20 protein-coding genes and 1 pseudogene are annotated in these 17,426 nt (G+C 42.4%); 13 read left to right on the forward strand and 8 right to left on the reverse strand.

Annotated features, from left to right (window positions below):
- Position 1: 1 nt before the first annotated feature.
- From mnmA to rluE, 3 genes are all read right to left on the reverse strand, one after another.
- Complete coding sequence (gene mnmA, locus YWE_RS0110855) at positions 2-1,105, reverse strand: tRNA 2-thiouridine(34) synthase MnmA (RefSeq protein WP_029094550.1); 1,104 nt, start codon at positions 1,103-1,105, stop codon at positions 2-4.
- Positions 1,106-1,194: 89 nt separating this feature from the next.
- Positions 1,195-1,665 (reverse strand): NUDIX hydrolase, encoded by a 471-nt coding sequence (locus YWE_RS0110860; RefSeq protein WP_029094551.1) that lies wholly within the window; start codon positions 1,663-1,665, stop codon positions 1,195-1,197.
- A complete protein-coding gene (rluE, locus tag YWE_RS0110865) occupies positions 1,658-2,278 on the reverse strand; it encodes a 23S rRNA pseudouridine(2457) synthase RluE (RefSeq protein WP_029094552.1) in 621 nt (206 codons plus the stop codon). The genes YWE_RS0110860 and rluE overlap by 8 nt, the downstream gene beginning before the upstream one ends.
- A 131-nt stretch (positions 2,279-2,409) precedes the next feature.
- Between rluE and icd the strand changes: the two genes are divergently transcribed.
- Positions 2,410-3,663, forward strand: a complete 1,254-nt coding sequence (gene icd, locus YWE_RS0110870) for an NADP-dependent isocitrate dehydrogenase (RefSeq protein WP_029094553.1) — start codon at positions 2,410-2,412, stop codon at positions 3,661-3,663.
- A 111-nt stretch (positions 3,664-3,774) separates the two neighbouring features.
- Here icd and YWE_RS31395 read toward each other — a convergent pair.
- Positions 3,775-4,011 (reverse strand): annotated as a pseudogene (locus tag YWE_RS31395) (site-specific integrase); the annotation flags it as partial.
- A 650-nt stretch (positions 4,012-4,661) separates the two neighbouring features.
- On the opposite strand from YWE_RS31395, the gene YWE_RS27085 reads away from it, so the two are divergent.
- Both YWE_RS27085 and YWE_RS27090 read left to right on the forward strand, forming a co-directional pair.
- Entirely contained in the window at positions 4,662-5,027 is a 366-nt protein-coding gene (locus YWE_RS27085; RefSeq protein ID WP_051323300.1) for a YajG family lipoprotein, read from the forward strand.
- 357 nt (positions 5,028-5,384) lie between these two features.
- The gene (locus YWE_RS27090) at positions 5,385-5,828 is read left to right on the forward strand and encodes a nucleoside deaminase (RefSeq protein ID WP_051323298.1); all 444 of its coding nucleotides are present in this window, start codon (positions 5,385-5,387) and stop codon (positions 5,826-5,828) included.
- Positions 5,829-6,038: 210 nt separating this feature from the next.
- Here the strand turns inward: YWE_RS27090 and uspF are convergent, their stop codons facing one another.
- A complete protein-coding gene (uspF, locus tag YWE_RS0110890; protein ID WP_029094555.1) occupies positions 6,039-6,473 on the reverse strand; it encodes a universal stress protein UspF in 435 nt (144 codons plus the stop codon).
- A gap of 369 nt (positions 6,474-6,842) precedes the next feature.
- On the opposite strand from uspF, the gene YWE_RS0110895 reads away from it, so the two are divergent.
- The 3 genes from YWE_RS0110895 (at position 6,843) to YWE_RS0110905 (ending at position 9,073) form a co-directional block, all read left to right on the forward strand.
- On the forward strand, positions 6,843-7,205 hold the full coding sequence (locus YWE_RS0110895) for a hypothetical protein (protein ID WP_029094556.1): 363 nt from the start codon (positions 6,843-6,845) through the stop codon (positions 7,203-7,205).
- Positions 7,206-7,514: 309 nt separating this feature from the next.
- A complete protein-coding gene (locus tag YWE_RS0110900) occupies positions 7,515-8,321 on the forward strand; it encodes a sulfite exporter TauE/SafE family protein (RefSeq protein ID WP_029094557.1) in 807 nt (268 codons plus the stop codon).
- Positions 8,322-8,644: 323 nt separating this feature from the next.
- Positions 8,645-9,073, forward strand: coding sequence for a universal stress protein (locus YWE_RS0110905; RefSeq protein WP_029094558.1), 429 nt, complete (start codon positions 8,645-8,647; stop codon positions 9,071-9,073).
- A 65-nt stretch (positions 9,074-9,138) separates the two neighbouring features.
- Here the strand turns inward: YWE_RS0110905 and YWE_RS0110910 are convergent, their stop codons facing one another.
- Positions 9,139-10,083: a glycosyltransferase family 8 protein gene (locus YWE_RS0110910; RefSeq protein WP_029094559.1), complete on the reverse strand. Its 945-nt coding sequence runs from the start codon at positions 10,081-10,083 to the stop codon at positions 9,139-9,141.
- A gap of 787 nt (positions 10,084-10,870) precedes the next feature.
- Between YWE_RS0110910 and YWE_RS0110915 the strand changes: the two genes are divergently transcribed.
- Together YWE_RS0110915 and YWE_RS0110920 are read left to right on the forward strand one after the other, a co-directional pair.
- Positions 10,871-12,502, forward strand: coding sequence for a Na+/H+ antiporter (locus YWE_RS0110915; RefSeq protein ID WP_029094560.1), 1,632 nt, complete (start codon positions 10,871-10,873; stop codon positions 12,500-12,502).
- 332 nt (positions 12,503-12,834) lie between these two features.
- A complete protein-coding gene (locus tag YWE_RS0110920) occupies positions 12,835-13,230 on the forward strand; it encodes a hypothetical protein (RefSeq protein WP_029094561.1) in 396 nt (131 codons plus the stop codon).
- Positions 13,231-13,316: 86 nt separating this feature from the next.
- On the opposite strand, the gene YWE_RS0110925 is transcribed toward YWE_RS0110920, so the two are convergent.
- Both YWE_RS0110925 and YWE_RS31655 read right to left on the reverse strand, forming a co-directional pair.
- On the reverse strand, positions 13,317-13,547 hold the full coding sequence (locus YWE_RS0110925) for a DNA polymerase III subunit theta (protein ID WP_029094562.1): 231 nt from the start codon (positions 13,545-13,547) through the stop codon (positions 13,317-13,319).
- Between the two features lie 182 nt (positions 13,548-13,729).
- The gene (locus YWE_RS31655; protein WP_255324538.1) at positions 13,730-13,852 is read right to left on the reverse strand and encodes a hypothetical protein; all 123 of its coding nucleotides are present in this window, start codon (positions 13,850-13,852) and stop codon (positions 13,730-13,732) included.
- Positions 13,853-14,123: 271 nt separating this feature from the next.
- On the opposite strand from YWE_RS31655, the gene YWE_RS30405 reads away from it, so the two are divergent.
- From YWE_RS30405 to nagZ, 5 genes are all read left to right on the forward strand, one after another.
- Complete coding sequence (locus YWE_RS30405) at positions 14,124-14,276, forward strand: hypothetical protein (RefSeq protein ID WP_154661408.1); 153 nt, start codon at positions 14,124-14,126, stop codon at positions 14,274-14,276.
- Between the two features lie 132 nt (positions 14,277-14,408).
- Entirely contained in the window at positions 14,409-14,762 is a 354-nt protein-coding gene (gene hinT, locus YWE_RS0110940; RefSeq protein WP_029094563.1) for a purine nucleoside phosphoramidase, read from the forward strand.
- A gap of 29 nt (positions 14,763-14,791) precedes the next feature.
- Positions 14,792-15,361, forward strand: coding sequence for a penicillin-binding protein activator LpoB (gene lpoB, locus YWE_RS0110945; protein WP_029094564.1), 570 nt, complete (start codon positions 14,792-14,794; stop codon positions 15,359-15,361).
- Entirely contained in the window at positions 15,348-16,199 is an 852-nt protein-coding gene (locus YWE_RS0110950; RefSeq protein ID WP_029094565.1) for a phosphotransferase, read from the forward strand. Before lpoB ends, YWE_RS0110950 begins: the two co-directional genes overlap by 14 nt.
- 183 nt (positions 16,200-16,382) lie before the next feature.
- Positions 16,383-17,426, forward strand: coding sequence for a beta-N-acetylhexosaminidase (gene nagZ / locus YWE_RS0110955; protein ID WP_029094566.1), 1,044 nt, complete (start codon positions 16,383-16,385; stop codon positions 17,424-17,426).

Here is a 17,426-nt window from a genome sequence, read left to right on the forward strand (position 1 = left end):
TTTAATCCTGTAATCGTTCTTCGATAACACCACCACCAAGGCAAATTTCACCCTGATAGAAAACGGCTGACTGCCCCGGAGTTACTGCGGCAACCGGTTCATCAAAGCGAACTTCAATGCGGTCGTCGCCATGGGGAATAACGGTACAGGATACATCCTGTTGCCGATAACGGGTTTTGACCGTACAGCTAAATTTTTCGTTAACCACCAGCCGATCAACCCAGTGTAACTGTTGAGCTATCAGACCGGTTGAGAACAAGCTAGGGTGGTCATGCCCTTGAGCAACAATAAGGTGATTGTTTTTTAGATCCTTATCTACCACATACCATGGATCTTCACCGCCATCTTTTAAACCGCCGATGCCCAGACCTTTACGCTGGCCTAAGGTGTGATACATCAGGCCCTGATGCTGGCCGATAGTCTCACCATCAACGGTGACTATTTTACCCGGTTGAGCGGGTAAATAGCGGGCTAAGAAGTCTTTGAATTTACGTTCACCGATAAAACAGATACCGGTTGAATCTTTCTTTTTCGCCGTGACTAAATCAAGCTGTTCCGCAATACGGCGTACTTCTGGTTTTTCTAATTCTCCGACCGGAAACAGGCTTTGCGCGATTTGTTCATGGCTTAAAGTATATAGGAAATAGCTTTGGTCTTTATTGGTATCCACACCGCGCAGCAGGCGGCTTTTACCGTCAACGTCTTGACGACGGACGTAGTGACCGGTAGCAATATAATCCGCGCCTAAATCTTCTGCGGCAAACTCAAGAAAGGCTTTAAATTTTATTTCTTTATTACACAAAATATCCGGATTAGGCGTACGTCCGGCCTTATATTCGGCCAGAAAATGTTCAAATACATTATCCCAGTATTCTGCGGAGAAATTGATGGTATGTAGCTCAATACCTAATTTATCGCAGACTGATTGGGCATCGGCTAAATCTTCAGAGGCTGAACAGTATTCGTCCGAATCATCTTCCTCCCAGTTTTTCATAAATAAACCGGCCACCTGATAGCCTTGCTGCAAAAGCAAATAGGCTGAAACGGAGGAGTCGACACCACCGGACATTCCGACAATGACTTTTTTCTGGCTATTATCTGACATGGGACTCTCGTGTGCTGTTAAGGCTAAAGATGAAACATACAAAATTTATGACGCAAGATTTTAGCACGTTGCTGGCGCGGACGCATCGCCTAAGGCAACAGGTTTTCGGGCCATTCAAACGTTTCTAATAATGACAATGGGTAGCGAGTGGTTTGTTGGTAACGTAAAAGGCTTTGCCTGACTAATGGAGAACGAAGATTCTGAGCATGAATAATTTCGTTATAAGTCAGCCATAAACAACGCTCAATATCATCATCCTGAGGCTGAGTGGCGACAATTTCAGGCAAATCGATAGAAAAAGTGAAGCGAATAAACGGCGTTTTATCCGGAGCAATCCATTGATAAATCTGCAATAACGACTGCGGTGCAGCGATAATGCCGGTTTCTTCCCACAGCTCTCGCTGTGCGCCTTCAAGCAGCGTTTCGTTCGCCTCTAAATGGCCGGCAGGCTGATTCAGGGTAGGTTTACCTTTTATCAACTCCTCAACCATCAGAAATTTATCTTCAGCCTGAACAACACAGGCCAGAGTAACATGAGGTTTAAACTGAGTTTCAGACATGTTTAATTTCTCTCCATTCTCCGGGGGCCAGATTATCAAGGTTCCAGTTATTTAAACTGTAGCGGATTAAGCGCAAAGTCGGAAAACCAATATGGGCAGTCATTCTGCGTACCTGTCTGTTACGACCTTCATACAGCGTAATTTTCAACCAACTGGTCGGAATCGATTTTCTTTCTCTGATCGGCGGATCCCGTGGCCACAGCCAATCGGGTTGTGAAATGATTTCGGCCCCCGCGGGTAAGGTCAGGCCATCGTTTAAGGTTATGCCCTTTCGCAGCTGCTCTAATGCCATATCGTCAGGTATACCTTCAACCTGAACCAGATAAACCTTTCCGGTTTTATGTTGCGGCTGTGTTAATTTAGCCTGAAGTTTTCCATCATTAGTCAGGACTAAAAGGCCTTCACTGTCGCGATCTAATCGCCCGGCGGCATAAACACCGGCCACCGGAATAAAATCTTTTAACGTTTTCCTTCCGGCTTCATCAGTGAACTGCGGCAAAACGTCATAAGGTTTATTAAACAAAATGATACGTGTCGGGCCTTTAAACTCACGACCGCTGATTTTTTTTCTGTTCCGGTTGGCAGAATTATTTTTAATTGCTAATTTTAACATGTGATTTTGAGTGTTGAATCGTTAAACCATTATAGTTGAAAAAGTTTTTGGTTGGCGGACTTTAACTATTGAAGTAGTATCATTACGCATCTTACAAAATATTAACAAATATGTCCTCAGAGGAGAGTTTGATGGAAAGCAAAGTTGTTGTTCCGACCGCAGGTAAAAAAATTACAGTTGATGCCAATGGTAAACTCGCAGTTCCGCACGATCCTATCATCCCATATATTGAGGGAGATGGCATCGGTGTTGATGTAACACCTGTGATGATTGACGTTGTTGATGCTGCAGTAAAGAAAGCCTACGGTGGTGAGCGAAAAATCTCCTGGATGGAAATCTATACGGGTGAGAAGTCGACCCAAGTGTACGGTAAAGACGTTTGGCTACCGGAAGAAACGTTAGACCTGATTCGTGATTATCGGGTAGCGATTAAAGGGCCATTAACTACGCCAGTCGGCGGCGGTATTCGTTCTCTAAACGTCGCTCTTCGCCAACAGTTAGACTTATACATCTGTCTGCGCCCGGTTCGTTACTATGAAGGTACTCCTAGCCCGGTAAAACAGCCTGAGCTGACCGATATGGTGATCTTTCGCGAGAATGCGGAAGATATTTATGCCGGCGTTGAATGGAAAGCTGGCACGGCAGAAGCCGACAAAGTGATTAAGTTCCTGCGTGAAGAGATGGGCGTAACTAAGATTCGTTTCCCTGAGCAATGTGGTATCGGTATCAAGCCGTGTTCAGAGCAGGGAACAAAGCGTTTAGTCAGAGCGGCCATCGAGTACGCAATTGTGAATAACCGCGAGTCAGTTACGCTGGTTCATAAAGGCAATATCATGAAGTTCACCGAAGGTGCTTTCAAAGACTGGGGTTACCAGCTGGCGAAAGAAGAATTTGGTGGTGAACTGATCGACGGCGGTCCATGGATGAAGATTAAAAATCCGAATACCGGCAAAGAAATCATCATTAAAGATGTGATTGCCGATGCTTTCTTACAGCAAATTTTACTGCGTCCTGCTGAGTATGATGTGATTGCAACCATGAACCTGAATGGCGATTACATCTCTGATGCATTAGCGGCTCAGGTTGGCGGAATTGGTATTGCACCGGGTGCTAATATCGGTGATGACTGCGCACTGTTTGAAGCGACTCATGGTACAGCACCTAAATATGCCGGTCAGGATAAAGTAAACCCTGGTTCAGTTATCCTCTCTGCGGAGATGATGCTGCGTCATATGGGCTGGTTCGAAGCGGCTGACTTAATTGTTAAAGGTATGGAAGGGGCGATTAAAAATAAAACCGTCACTTACGACTTTGAACGCTTAATGGACGGCGCTAAGCTACGGAAATGCAGTGAGTTTGGTCAAGACATAATCGATAATATGTAATTTATCGCTACTGATAAAATCCTCGGGGGCTTCGGCCTCCGATTGTTTTTGTGCTTGGCTAAAAGTCTTTCCCCAAAACTCCTCCCCAAAATTGGCTAGAATTTAGACTAATTAAATGGCAATTGTTAGCCATTCCTTTCCTTTGTTATCGCTATATTTGTCGGTCATTTTTTGATTCTTGTGGCCGAGTAACTTTTTAGTATCTATTCCTTGAGCTCGATATAACCGTTCTGACAATGAGCGCTGTTGGTGAAATATTGGCGGGCTCCCATTTTTCCATTCAATTACTGCCAAATCGCGAGCTTTAGAAAATGCTGTGGTTATCGCTCCTGTTGATGATTTACCTCCGTGCTTATTGAATCATCACTTTCAGTGGCTAGCGTGGCTATTACACCTTGGAGCGTAGATACATTCGTCGAAGAATAATCCCCGTCAGCATACCCGTTAATGCTCCAACGACCAGTCCGGGCTTAAGCAGAATAATCCCAGACAAACCCCCTAATGCGGAGCTCAATATAACAACGGCGAAGTTATTCTTTATCTTGGGATTAATCAGGAATTCCATCAATAAACTGTAAATAATTGACTGTATGCCAGTCAAAAAGTAAGCAGACATCATAAAACCAAACACAATTAAGAAACCGTCTTTATTTATTGCTATGTCGAAAGTTCCATCGTTAATAAAGAAGACGATTTGATAAATAATCACCACCACCATGGTGCCGATTGGTGCTGGTGCTAATATTCCCGTGGTAATTCGTAGTCCTTTAATGATCTAACTCCTTGTACTTGGGTGAACAACCTTGTTCGAGCGATGATTAAACAATAATGCCAGCTATGGAAATAAAAGGTATAACTAATTTAACCTCACTCTTTTAGCTTGTATGGCAGCTTACCGAGCGTTTTTTATATGGTTTGCGATAAGTCGTTACTTTGACAGTTACCTCCAGATATCAATCATTGCTATGCTGACTAAAATCATTCAAGGGATATCAGCAGTGAAAAAAATAGTATTTGCCGTTGCGTGTGCTTTAACCTTGGCCGGGTGTGTAACATCAGCGGTACGGCCTAGTATGGCTAAGCTAACTCCGCCTGAAAGAGTATTTGCCTATCAGACCAATATTCCCAATGAATCTAAATTAACGGTTGTAAGGGATTCTGGGTTTTTAGGTGGTTGCTATTATGGCTTTTATATAAACGGTGAGAAAGCGGCAAGCATTGATGTGGGTGAAAAGGTAGAATTTCACCTGATATCTGGTGAGCTGACGCTAGGCTTCAAAGGGGAAGGTTCCATTTGTATCGCGAATGTACTTCAGACTGAAAGACAGATCGTATTAAAACCCGGGGAGCATAAAGCGGTATGACTATTTGCAGATTCTGACGGATACTTAGATTTAAAGCTGATAACATTAAATTGAAGCACATTATGGATCTGGATAAGAGATAAATTAGTTAATTCAATAACCGACTCTTGAACTGACCCCATAAAATTGGACCGTGATTTAAGCATGAAGTTGTCACTATGCCAACCCACAGCGCTTCGGCAAATACATCTATCAACGTAAACTACACTATTTTGGAATTCTAGCCAGACAATCTGGGGGATAATAATTAAAGGCGGCGCTTTTGTTGAAATACTTTCAAATATAGTTAACATAAATTGATTATATACTTTGATATTTAATATTTAAATGACTCAGACAATCCAAATTGGAGCTAATATGGGTAATCATCAAACATTTATTCTTATGGCTATAAAACGCGCAAAAAAAAGTGCTCAGAATGGAGGCTATCCATTTGGCGCTGTTGTCGTTAAAGATGGTGATATTGTTGGTAAGAGCAACATTGATGATCAAGAGTTTGATCCTACTGCCCATGCTGAGTTATCGGCAATAAGAAATGCTTGTAAAAACCTTAAAGTATATAACTTAACTGGTTGTAAAATTTACTCTTCTTGTCATCCTTGTCAGTTATGCTTAGGGGCCATTAAATGGGTAGGTATAAAGGACATTTTCTATGCTATGGATAAAAACGACGCACAAGCTATTGGCTATGCCGATGATATATTTATGGATGATTCAGTAGTATTAAGTAAAACCAAAATGCAAGATGAAAATATACTGGTGTTTATGAAAAATTGGTATGCGCAACGAAATGGACAATGAACAGTTCGTTATAACCATCTAATAACTGTTGTCTAAATGCGTTCTTATATCTAAATTCTAACGCCTGACAACGACGGGGGCTTTTTTCATATCTTACTCTATAAAATATTATCTAAGTGCTCATAACTGAGGCGTCTTCTACTTCTGTTACTCCATTGATTGAAGACAATAAACAACCCGCCGAAACGGGCTGTTTAGTTAAATTACATCTTATCTTATAACCATCACTGACGTTTTAGCGTAGCCAACGATGGCAGATGAAGTTGAGCCAAGCAGGTATGTTGAAATACTTGGCCTGCGAGATCCAACCACGATGAGGTCAGCATTAATGGCATCGGCAAGTTTTAGGATCTGGTCCTTAGGTGAACCGACGGCCACATGATACTTAATCCTATCCTCAGGCAGTTTGAACGAGCTTGTGGTTTCCGTCAGCACTTTCATTGCCGATTCATTCATATCTCTGGGATCCGGTAAATGGGTTGTATAGGCCAGGCCAAATGTGGAATAAAAAGAATATGAGGGAATAACAGAAATAAAATGGATTGTTGCGTTTTCTTGTTGCGCTAGAAATTCAATATGAGGTTTTACCAGATTAACTAAGCTCTCTTCTGAAATATCGATCGGAATTAAGATAGTTTTATACATAATTGCCTCCCGAATGTAGAACCAATCCGTTGAGGATAAGGTTTTTTTCGGAGCCACACAGCAGTAAACCAGCCCTCAACTACCTATGTGTATTATCTATGCGTAACCTTAGGATTTCCTATGGCCGCACTACTATTTTCTACCCTAAACGGCAAATTAGCCACAGGATTAGGTTAAATTGTGAGCAGTGACGCAAAAGAGAAATTTGTAGGAGATAGATGCCAAGGCAGACAATCTTGATAAAGCAAGTTATCGGAACAAATCCAAAGAGCGATAGGCGATGCAGAAGGCCAAACATAACGGCCATTGCATTGGGATAAAGCATTTTGTAATGTGTCTGAATTAATAACATCCTGGTGGGAAGAACAAATGCCTGAAACCCTGAATGCCTTGGTGCAAGAGTTTATAGTATCAGCCGATGATAATGGCTTTGTTCCATTAAAAGCGTTTGCCCAAAAAACATTAAAACGAAGTGCTAACGATATTAGTACCTTTTTTGACCTGGAAAGCCGTTTTTATTCAAGATATCAACAAACGATTATTCATAATATTAAACATAACGTTGTATTTATAAAACGTTATAAAAAAGATGGATCTTTACGCGCTCGGGTGTGTGAGGGAGGAGTTCATCAAGATGATTTACTCACTTTTATCACAAGGGCCAAAAATGAAATTGAGGAAAATGAGAAGAGGTTTGATGTAGCCTATAAGAACTACTATGGCTTGGAGTAGCTAATGATCGCCATATAGTTGATATGTATTGGATTTGACATGTGACTTAGCCTAAGCGTTTTGTTGTTAACTCATTGAAAAATAGTTTTGTTTTACACTTACCGCAAAGTGTAAAAAATTATATTATCTGATATCTTAACAAAACATTAACCTGTAGGGTTATTATTTAATAGGCATGTACTGTCAGGTTGAAAAAACATAATCCCCAGGCAAAAAATGGGCAGCATAGAAAAATAATATCGAATATCACCTGCTTTCCGGACCGATAATCAGGGCATATTCAGATCAATTGTTAATCAAGGATATCCAATGAGTATTGAGTGGGTTTTGGCATATTTGGCATTAGGTGCCGTGGTTGGATTTATGGCCGGGCTACTGGGGGTTGGTGGCGGCGGGATTATGGTCCCGATTCTTACCGCGCTGTTTGCCGCTCAGGGGGTTGATCAGGTGCATTTAGTTCATATGGCGCTTGGTACATCAATGGCTTCTATTGTGATCACCTCATTTGCCAGCGTACGCGCGCACAATAGCCATAAGGCCGTACTATGGCCAGTAGTATGGAAAATAACCCCGGCAATACTGATAGGTACATTTGCATCAACCTGGTTAGCGGCGCTGTTACCGACAAAATTCCTGGGTATTTTCTTCTCCTGTTTTATGGGCTATGTCGCCTTACAGATGATTTTGAACATAAAGCCAAAACCAAGCCGTCAGTTACCTGGAACCATGGGAACGTCTATCGCCGGGTTATTGATTGGTGGAATATCTGCGTTGGTGGCTATCGGAGGCGGCTCGTTATCGGTTGCCTTCCTGTCATGGTGTAATGTTCGGATACAGAATGCAATTGGTACCTCTGCGGCTATTGGTATGCCTATCGCACTGGCGGGGAGTATAGGCTATATGATTAATGGCTGGGGGGCTGAAAATACGCCTGACTATAGCGTTGGTTACGTTTTTTTCCCGGCGGTTGTTCTGATCTCTATTGTTAGCTATTTTACAGCACCGATAGGTGCACGCTTAGCCCATAAGCTGCCGGTTGCCACACTGAAGAAAGTGTTTGCGGCGTTATTGGTCTTCCTGAGTCTGAAGATGTTGCAAACAATATTTACTTCCTGAGTGTACACAGGGCTAATTCGTTTTATACCCGTTATACTTCAATCTGCATCTTTGTTGGCTGCGTTTACTCACCCGACAAATCTGCTGTAAGTAGATTTGAACGCTGCTGGCAGCGGCCCCGAAGGGGTTAGGCCCATTAATGGGCCTAATAATCACTTACCTGAGTAAGCTCATCGGGACTCGCTCACTTGCCGCCGCGATGCAACTCGGATTATTTTGGGTATATATGCTTAATCAGTTAGGCTGCTCACAATAATTATTGGTTTGTCTAATACACTTAAGCAAGTGGGTTCTTTTAGAGCTATAGCGACAGGAGATATGATATGTATAAATCTATTCTGGTACCTGTGGATATTTTGGAAGAAGGATTAACCAGTAGCGCAATCAGCCATGCGGTATTTTTAGCCAAGCTGTCAAATGCAACGGTTAGATTGTGCCATGTATTACCTATCTCATCGGCAATTATTAACTCCTATGCGATGGGCTATGCCGAGTTAAAGGATCGGGCTTCGGTTAAAGCTGAGGAAGAATTGAAAAAGCTGATAGCCGGAATAGACCTCCCTGAGGACCAACTCTCTTATTCCATCGCTTTTGGTTCCCCGAGAGATGAAATTGTATCAATGGCCGATGAAGTCGATGCTGACCTGATTGTGATAGCCTCAAGAAGGCCAAATATTACGACTCACCTGTTAGGATCGAATGCATCCGGTATTGTTCGATATGCTAAATCTTCCGTTCTGGTTGTAAGATAAGTTATCTGCTGGCTAATAATCGCCGAAAGACAGTTTTTAGCCAGCGTGTAATATCTTGATTAAGGCTATAAGAGCTTATTTATTAAGTACTTGGAAAACCAGAGTGCGCTTTGGTAATATTTTTTATCATTCCAAAGCTTTTTTGCATACAATTTTTTATGCTTATAGTTTAGAGGTAACTCTAACTCTACATCGGCCCATGGTGACTTTCGGTAATAATTCAAATATAACGTAATATCAGGACTCCAAGATTTCCATGGTTTTGGCGAACCGACAAAATGCATAAATATTGTATCTTTTAATAATGTATTTTTTTCTGAATAAAAAAGATTGTACTTTCCAGATAAATAATGAACTCTTTCTTCAAGAAGAATATTTAACACATCTTGATCAAGATATTGAAAGTCTTGTGATGTGATTTTATTTACAAACATATCGAAAATATTATTTGAAATCCATAGAGGGATGTTAATAAGCATTACTCCTGCATTAAAATAATAATTATTATTTTTTAGATTTAAACTATTAATATGCGAGGCGCTAAATTCTTGATGGTTAACAGCACAAATAATATTGTCTTTAAAATCAATCTCTTTCAGGTTAGATATACTATTTAGACACAATATATCAGCATCAATATAAAGAACTCTATCTGTAACTTCTTTTAATATTTCAGGAGAAAGCATTCGATAATATACTGATATTGGTAAATTTTCCCTTACTTGAAATGTACTAAAGGCAGTACTGTCAACTAAATAGAGCGTAATGGCAATTTTATTTGTCTTTATTTCTTCTATTTTAGTTAGATCTAATTCCAATATGCTTGATGTAAATATATGAAAGTGAAGGAATTCCTCTGGGTTGTTTGCAATAATTGATGTAATGGTTACGCCTGCTGGTTTGATAAAACTTTCATCAACACCAAATGCAATATGAAAAAAATCATAATCATCTTTTTTTGGAAAACTGACAATGTCAGTTTTTTTGCTTATTATGTTATCTACTATCATTGTTAACGTAATCCATTTTCCTTCTAGCCTTAAGTTTTGATAGTAACTAAAGTCACATCATATGTTCAATGAATAATTATTAGTATGAGAGACTATTATATCAAGTTATGAGCATGTAAATCTATTTTTTAACTTCATTTTTACCGCTTATATCTGCAAACTGCTGCAATCTCAGTGCCAATTTCTAACATACACTCAATACTGATTGCTTCTAGGTTAATGATAGTTTTCGTATGTTTTTACAAATTTGATAGATTCCTTGAAGATGTTTTAGGACAAGAATTGCTCATTAATTTGTCACATGACTGGCCTTAAGGACATGCCTTTATCCATTTATCTTCACCTAAAAAATCCTACCTTGGTGTTTGTATTTTTTATTATTTGTTTTTTTCAATTGTTTATGTGTTTTTTTGAGATGTATGGCTCGTGAGTGAGCATAAGATTTTTTCTTGGCCTGAATGCTTTTATTTAGGAGCAAGAGATTATTTTTTATATAATCGTTTATTCTCAATTTGAGATGATTATCTGTTTTTCACTTCTCTATATGTATCTAACGTGTTGCATAGGTGATTTTCCAATTCAGCTTAGGGTTTCAACTTTCAGCATTTATAGGGCTTTTTGATAAAATGGCCCTATAGTTTTTCTCGTTTCTCGTGCCCGGTAATTCAGGCACTTGGTATTAAGTTAGAACAATACCAGATAGTAAACTATAACTAGTTAGTCATTATAGCTATTCACTATTGAGAGTATCGTTCTTAAACAACATTAAAAAGGACTAAATGTCGTTATGTCAGTAGTAACAATGGTACTTGCATTCTTGCTGGCGGTGGTTGCCAGCGTCTTTATATCACGGTTGCTTCCCGTGAAGATTCCGCTGCCTATTTTGCAGATTGCATTAGGGGCTGCACTCTCGGTATTCGGATTTGATGTCGAATTTGAACCTCATCTCTTTTTACTGCTATTTATACCGCCGCTGCTGTTTCTTGATGGCTGGCGGATTCCCAAAGATGCCCTTTTTAATGAGCTAAAGCCGATAATGTCTCTGGCTATCGGGTTAGTGGTGGTTACCGTTATAGGTATTGGCGTCTTTATTCATTGGTTAATTCCGGCGATGTCGATTGCCGTGGCTTTTGCCCTTGCGGCAATATTGTCACCAACGGATCCTGTATCCGTTTCCGCAATGACCGTTGGCTCACCTTTACCGTCGAAAATGGCACATATTCTTGAAGGGGAGTCATTGCTGAATGACGCCACCGGCCTTGTATGCTTTAGCTTTGCCGTAACCGCGGCGCTGACCGGTACTTTCTCTTTGGCAGATGCCACGCTGGGCTTTGTTTTGGTTGCTTTTGGTGGTGTTTTAGCCGGTTTAGTTGTGACCTGGATAATAGGCCGGTTAAACCGATTTTTAGTCAAACGGACGGGTGAAGAGCCGGCAATCCAAATTTTAATTAGCCTGCTAATTCCGTTTACAGCCTATCTGGTTGCTGAACATTTACACGTTTCAGGGATTCTTGCGGCAGTGGTTGCCGGTATTGCCATGCACTATGATGAGTTAGCCGGGCGCCCACAGGCGGCTACCAGAATGCAACGCAATGCAGTTTGGGACACGGTTCAGGTGGCATTAAACGGTACTATCTTTATCTTACTGGGTGAGCAGTTACCCAGAATGTGGAAGACCATGCCGGAAGTCGCTAACGTTGCCGGCGTGAGTAATCACTGGATGCTGCTTGGCTATGTCGTGGCTATTACGCTTGCGCTTGGCGTATTGCGTTTCTTATGGGTGTGGATCTCAATAACCCTGACGGTATTTCGCGGCAGACGGAAGGGACAAGATCAAAATATGCCCCGTACCCGAATGATGGCCGTAATGGCAACGGCCGGTGTGAGAGGGTCTATTACGCTGGCGGGTATTCTTACGCTGCCTCTGTTTATGCCTGATGGTTCTAATTTTCCGGCTCGTGATGTGGCTATTTTTCTGGCCATGGGCGTGATTCTGCTGTCATTAATTATTGCCAGCATCGGCTTGCCGTTACTTACGCGCGGGTTGGTTATCGACTTACCACACACTGACAGTGAGAGCAGTGCCAGAGTTGCGGTAACGGAAGCGGCCCTTCATCGTATAAAAGAAATCATCAGTCACCCGGTGGAAGATCCAGACCAAATGGCGCTGCGCTCTGAAGCGGCAAACCATCTGTTAGATATTTATAGCCGCCGTCTTGATTACGGTGACAATGATAAAGACGGTTCAACGGATATGTGGAAACTGGCAGAAGTTGAACGCCAGTTACGCCGTGAAGCATTACGTGCCGAGCGGGATGAGCTATATAAACTGCGTAAGACTAAAAATATCAATGATGAAGTTCATCGCCGATTGTTACGTGAGATTGATTTGAAAGAGGAAAGCCTGAGTCACCACTAATGGCCAAACGTTGTTGGTACTAAATTTGTTTTGGTGATGCAAATTTAGAGAACGTCAGCTATACTGAAATTGTTAATATCTTGTTAACTCCTTGGTTGTATTTGAGCCCTTATCCTTGAGGGCTTTTTTTATGGGCGCTGGCCAGCATTCAAACCAATAATATTCGCCTGGCTAGGCGAATATTATTGCCGTTCTAAGTGGGCCAAGTTCCTCATCTCCTTGGCCGGCAGAGCAGTAATTATCAGAGTTATATTATTGTTTTATATCGCTTGACTCTTATCTTGCTACAGATGAAGATTAGCCGTGATTTTTATTAACAGGGACGAAAATAAATGTTAAAACGGTCTATCTTACTCGCTGGATTAATATTCAGTTATCCGGCGTTAAGTGCAAGCAGTGACTACGTCAATTCTTGTGCTGACTTTCAGCAACAACAGTCAAACAACCAAATAACCAGAAAACAAGCCATCACGCTTTGCCAGTGTACTGAAGAGCGTAATGAAAAAGATCTCGAAAAGTTGCAGGCAATGAATAATCCGACTCAGGCTCAGGTGAAAAAATTACTTGAAGATTCAGCGCGGTATTGTTTGAAGAAGGCCGGAATTTCTCAGAAGGGAAGTGCAACTCCGAAAGCTAAACCGTCAAATAATACTGATGATGAGGATGATGACCAGCCGATGCCTTCAAGTTCATCGTCTAACGGCATAAAAATTCGCGGTATTCGCTAGTTATTTGATGTAGTTTCTGACTTTAATCAGTGATTAAAACAAGCCTCACATTTCTGTGGGGCTTGTATATTTTTGGATGCTTGAAATTATTTATCGTTAGCAACATAAGGCAGTTTGCCTAACTGATAGGGATTAGTTCTGAAAAATTCGACGCGTTCCTTAAAGTAATCTTTAAGATTGGCGGGAATTAACAACTCAATTTCACGGTAGTTAAACGGCATACCATAACGTTCTTTATAAGCGATACCGGAAGCATGTAAGTCAACGTCGAGCTTGTCGCGCTCTTCCCGGGGTAACTCTGCCAAATTATAACTCATGATCGATTCCTCTTATTCTGGCGAGATTATACCGGACTGAAGAGATGATTTCATTGTGTAGTTTTATTCGTTTGAAGCAAGAATATAAATACGGCAGGGTAGCTTTAGGCATAAATGATTTTCCGGCTCCATAAAGGAGCCGGTTGTTAGGCTTTATGCTGAGAAAAGCATGTAATGGCAGATTAGATAATGTCTTTTTCGCTACTTTGTCTGTCTTTTTTAGCCTTCTTCTCGGCTTTTTTCTCAGCCGGTGTTGTCAGTGGTTTTTTCTTGCTGTCTTTCTTCTTATCCATACCTTTACTCATAAATCCTCTCTATCAATGTGATGACTCTGTGGTCTATATGCAACCAAAGGCCAATATAAAGCAAGGTATAAACATCAGTTTCATCTATCGATATGATATATAAGGTAAGATAAAACTAATTAATAAATTCAGGTGTAAATCGGGTGTTGGTGAATGGGGTATGATTTAAGGCGGGTTTCAATAAATGGTGAAAAAAAGGGAAACCGATTATAATCCTGCTCATTACTCAAGCAGGTTCAGGCATTCGGTTACTAGCAAACAGGTAGGGGTCATGGATTCAGATTCTATTTTTCGCGTGGTTATTTTAGTCGGCTGCCTTGTATTAGCTGCCCGGGGAACCAAGTTCCATTTGCGTTATTTTTTGCTGGCTATCGCGGCAATTGCCGGGCTGACATTAGTGATTTCTGCATTTAACGGGTTCTGAACCTTCTGATACTGGATGTCCACTCTCAAGTAAATTCTGTACCACAGCCCATAGAGCTTGAAAGCACAGGCGTATCTCGCTCATACTGGGCAGATAATATTTTTTATTGATAGGTAACATAAGGGATATAACATGGCTGAAGAGACTATTTTTAGTAAAATTATTCGCCGCGAGATTCCGTCAGATATCGTATATCAAGACGAATTAGTGACCGCATTTCGCGATATTTCCCCTCAGGCACCGACTCATATTTTAATCATACCGAACGTATTAATTCCTACGGTAAACGACGTTAAGCCAGAGCATGAATTGGCGCTGGGTCGCATGATGGTGGTTGCGGCAAAAATTGCTGAACAGGAAGGGATTGCTGAAGATGGCTACCGCTTAATCGTGAACTGTAATCGTCACGGCGGGCAAGAGGTTTACCATATTCATATGCATCTGCTGGGCGGAAAAACGCTGGGTCCGATGTTATCGCGTCAGTAGCAGGGTATTAATACTTCTTGGAGAAGGGAATGAAAAAGCTTCTGTTTGTTGTTCTGGCTTCTATGCTGTTAGCTGGCTGCCCCGGGACTGCACCTAAACCACAGAAACCACCCGTGGCGGTTAATCCGCCGCCGATAGACGTCGTGCCGATACCACCGATTCAGCCACCACCACAGCAGGCTCCGGATCCTATCAACTGGATGGCCAGCATCGAACCTTTGGTTGCAAAAATGGTGAGCTCATCTCCGGATGCTAACAACGGCATTATTTTGTTAGATCAGGTTAAAAATAATACCTCCGGAAGAGTAGAAACAGCCGATGCGACTTCTGCGTTAAAAGAGACGTTGTTATCGACCAATCGTTTTAGTCTGGTGCCGGATAGCAAACTGATAGAAGGGCGCCAGGCGCTTGGCTTACAGGGGGATGATAGTTTAATTTCCCGTTCTAAAGCTATCGGGCTGGCCCGATATCTGGGGGCTAAATATATTATTTATGCCTCAGCCAACGGCAATCCGGGCATGCCGGAAATTATGATCCAACTGTTGCAGGCCCAAACCGGCGAAATTCTGTGGACCGGTACGGGTAATGTTCAACGCTAGTTCTGAACTTGAATCGCTGATAGCCCGGTCCGTGCCGGGCTGTTTGCCTGAGCAGCTCAGCCTGACCCCCTTGACCGGTTTAACCGGAACCAGTTGGCGCATTGATCTACACCATCAGCCCCGCTGGCTGGCTAAACCTCGGTTAGCATCCCAAGATATTTTAGGTATTTATCGACATCAGGAATATCGGACCCTTCGGCGTATTTCCGGCGCAGGAATATCACCTCAACCAGTTTTACTCACCGACCGGTGGATGATCTCTTCATGGATTGAGGGACAAATACTCGGGGACCGTTTTAGCCATGACTGCGGATTAGATGGTATCGCCAATAGTCTGGTCCGGCTACACCGACTCCCTCCCAACGGTTTTTCATTGAACTTAAAGCAACGCTTTGAACGCTATCTGCATGGTATAGACAAACGGCGATTATCACCGCGCTGGCTGGCTTTGCATCAGCGTTATCTGAATTCGTCTTTACCACGCCACTTAAAGCTGGCGCCTGCTCATCTGGATTTGCACGGTGATAACGCAGTCCTGTGTTCAAACAGCCTGATGTTTATTGACTGGGAATATTCCTCTGATGCGGATATTGCCTTTGAGCTGGCGATGTTATTTTGTGGTAACCGTTGGAATAAAGGGTTAGAAACCGATCTGCTACAGCGTTATATTAATGCTGGTGGCTATTCTGACGGTGAGAAATTAAGGCACCAGATTGATAACTGGAAACCTTATGTCGAATATTTAATCTTGCTTTGGTTTGAAACCCGTTGGCAACAGACTAAAAATCAACAATATCTTATTGATTGCCAGCCAATAAGAATCGGTTATGGTATTTAGTTATTGATCAACTCTGATTAGAATATACCGGTTGTACTCCAAGCGGCATCTTTGTTGACGACGCTCGCGATGCAGCTCGAATTATTTTGGGTATCAACAACGTTGTTTCATTAGGGTAAACAAGCTAAGTAGCTTCGGCTATTTATATCTATTTTTGGCAGGCAGCAGCAAAGTGAGGTGAGTGTGGGACCAGTGATGTTGGATGTAGCGGGCTATGAGCTGGATGCAGAAGATCGCGAAATATTAAAACATCCGTTAGTCGGTGGATTAATATTTTTTGCCCGCAATTTTCACGATCCTGCGCAGTTAGCTGAACTTGTTCGACAGATTCGTGAGGCATCACGCCATCGCCTGTTAGTCGCCGTCGATCAGGAAGGCGGCAGGGTACAGCGTTTCCGCCAGGGATTTACCCGCTTGCCGGCAGCTCAGTCATTTGCTGCACTGCTAGAAGATCATCAGGCAGAAAAAATGGCAGCAGAGGCTGGCTGGCTGATGGCTTCTGAACTGACGACGATGGATATTGATATCAGCTTTGCGCCGGTTCTGGATGTTGGTCATGGCAGTGCCGCAATTGGCGAGCGCTCATTCCATCGCGATCCTGAAGCTGTGACTTTACTGGCTAGCCGTTTTATTCAGGGCATGAACAGTGGGGGAATGAAAGCTACCGGTAAGCACTTTCCCGGGCACGGTGCCGTTTCTGCGGACTCTCATAAAGAGACGCCGGTTGACCCGCGCTCTTTTGAACAGCTTTACCAACAGGATATGTCAGTATTTCGTCAGCTATCCGCTGCCGGATTACTGGAGGCAGTGATGCCTGCCCATGTCATATACAGTGAAGTGGACCCGCTACCGGCAAGCTGCTCTCCGTACTGGCTTAAAACCATACTGCGTCAGAAACTGGGCTTTGACGGCGTTATTTTCTCTGACGATATGTCGATGGAAGGCGCAGCGATAATGGGCAGCTATGCCCAAAGAACTCAGGCTGCGTTGGATGCCGGTTGTGATATGGTGTTGGTATGCAATAACCGACAGGGTGCGGTGAGCGTGTTGGATAATTTACCGACCGACCTGCGGGCTGAATCAGTGACCCGGCTCTTTCATCGAAATAAAGTGACCCGCCGTGATTTACTGGCATCATCGCGCTGGAAACAGGCCAACAAAGAGTTATCATTGTTAAGTGATCGTTGGCAACAACATAAACAACAGATAAATGAAGAACAGCGTTAA

It is taken from the genome of Budvicia aquatica DSM 5075 = ATCC 35567, assembly GCF_000427805.1.
Taxonomy (GTDB): Bacteria; Pseudomonadota; Gammaproteobacteria; order Enterobacterales; family Enterobacteriaceae; genus Budvicia; species Budvicia aquatica.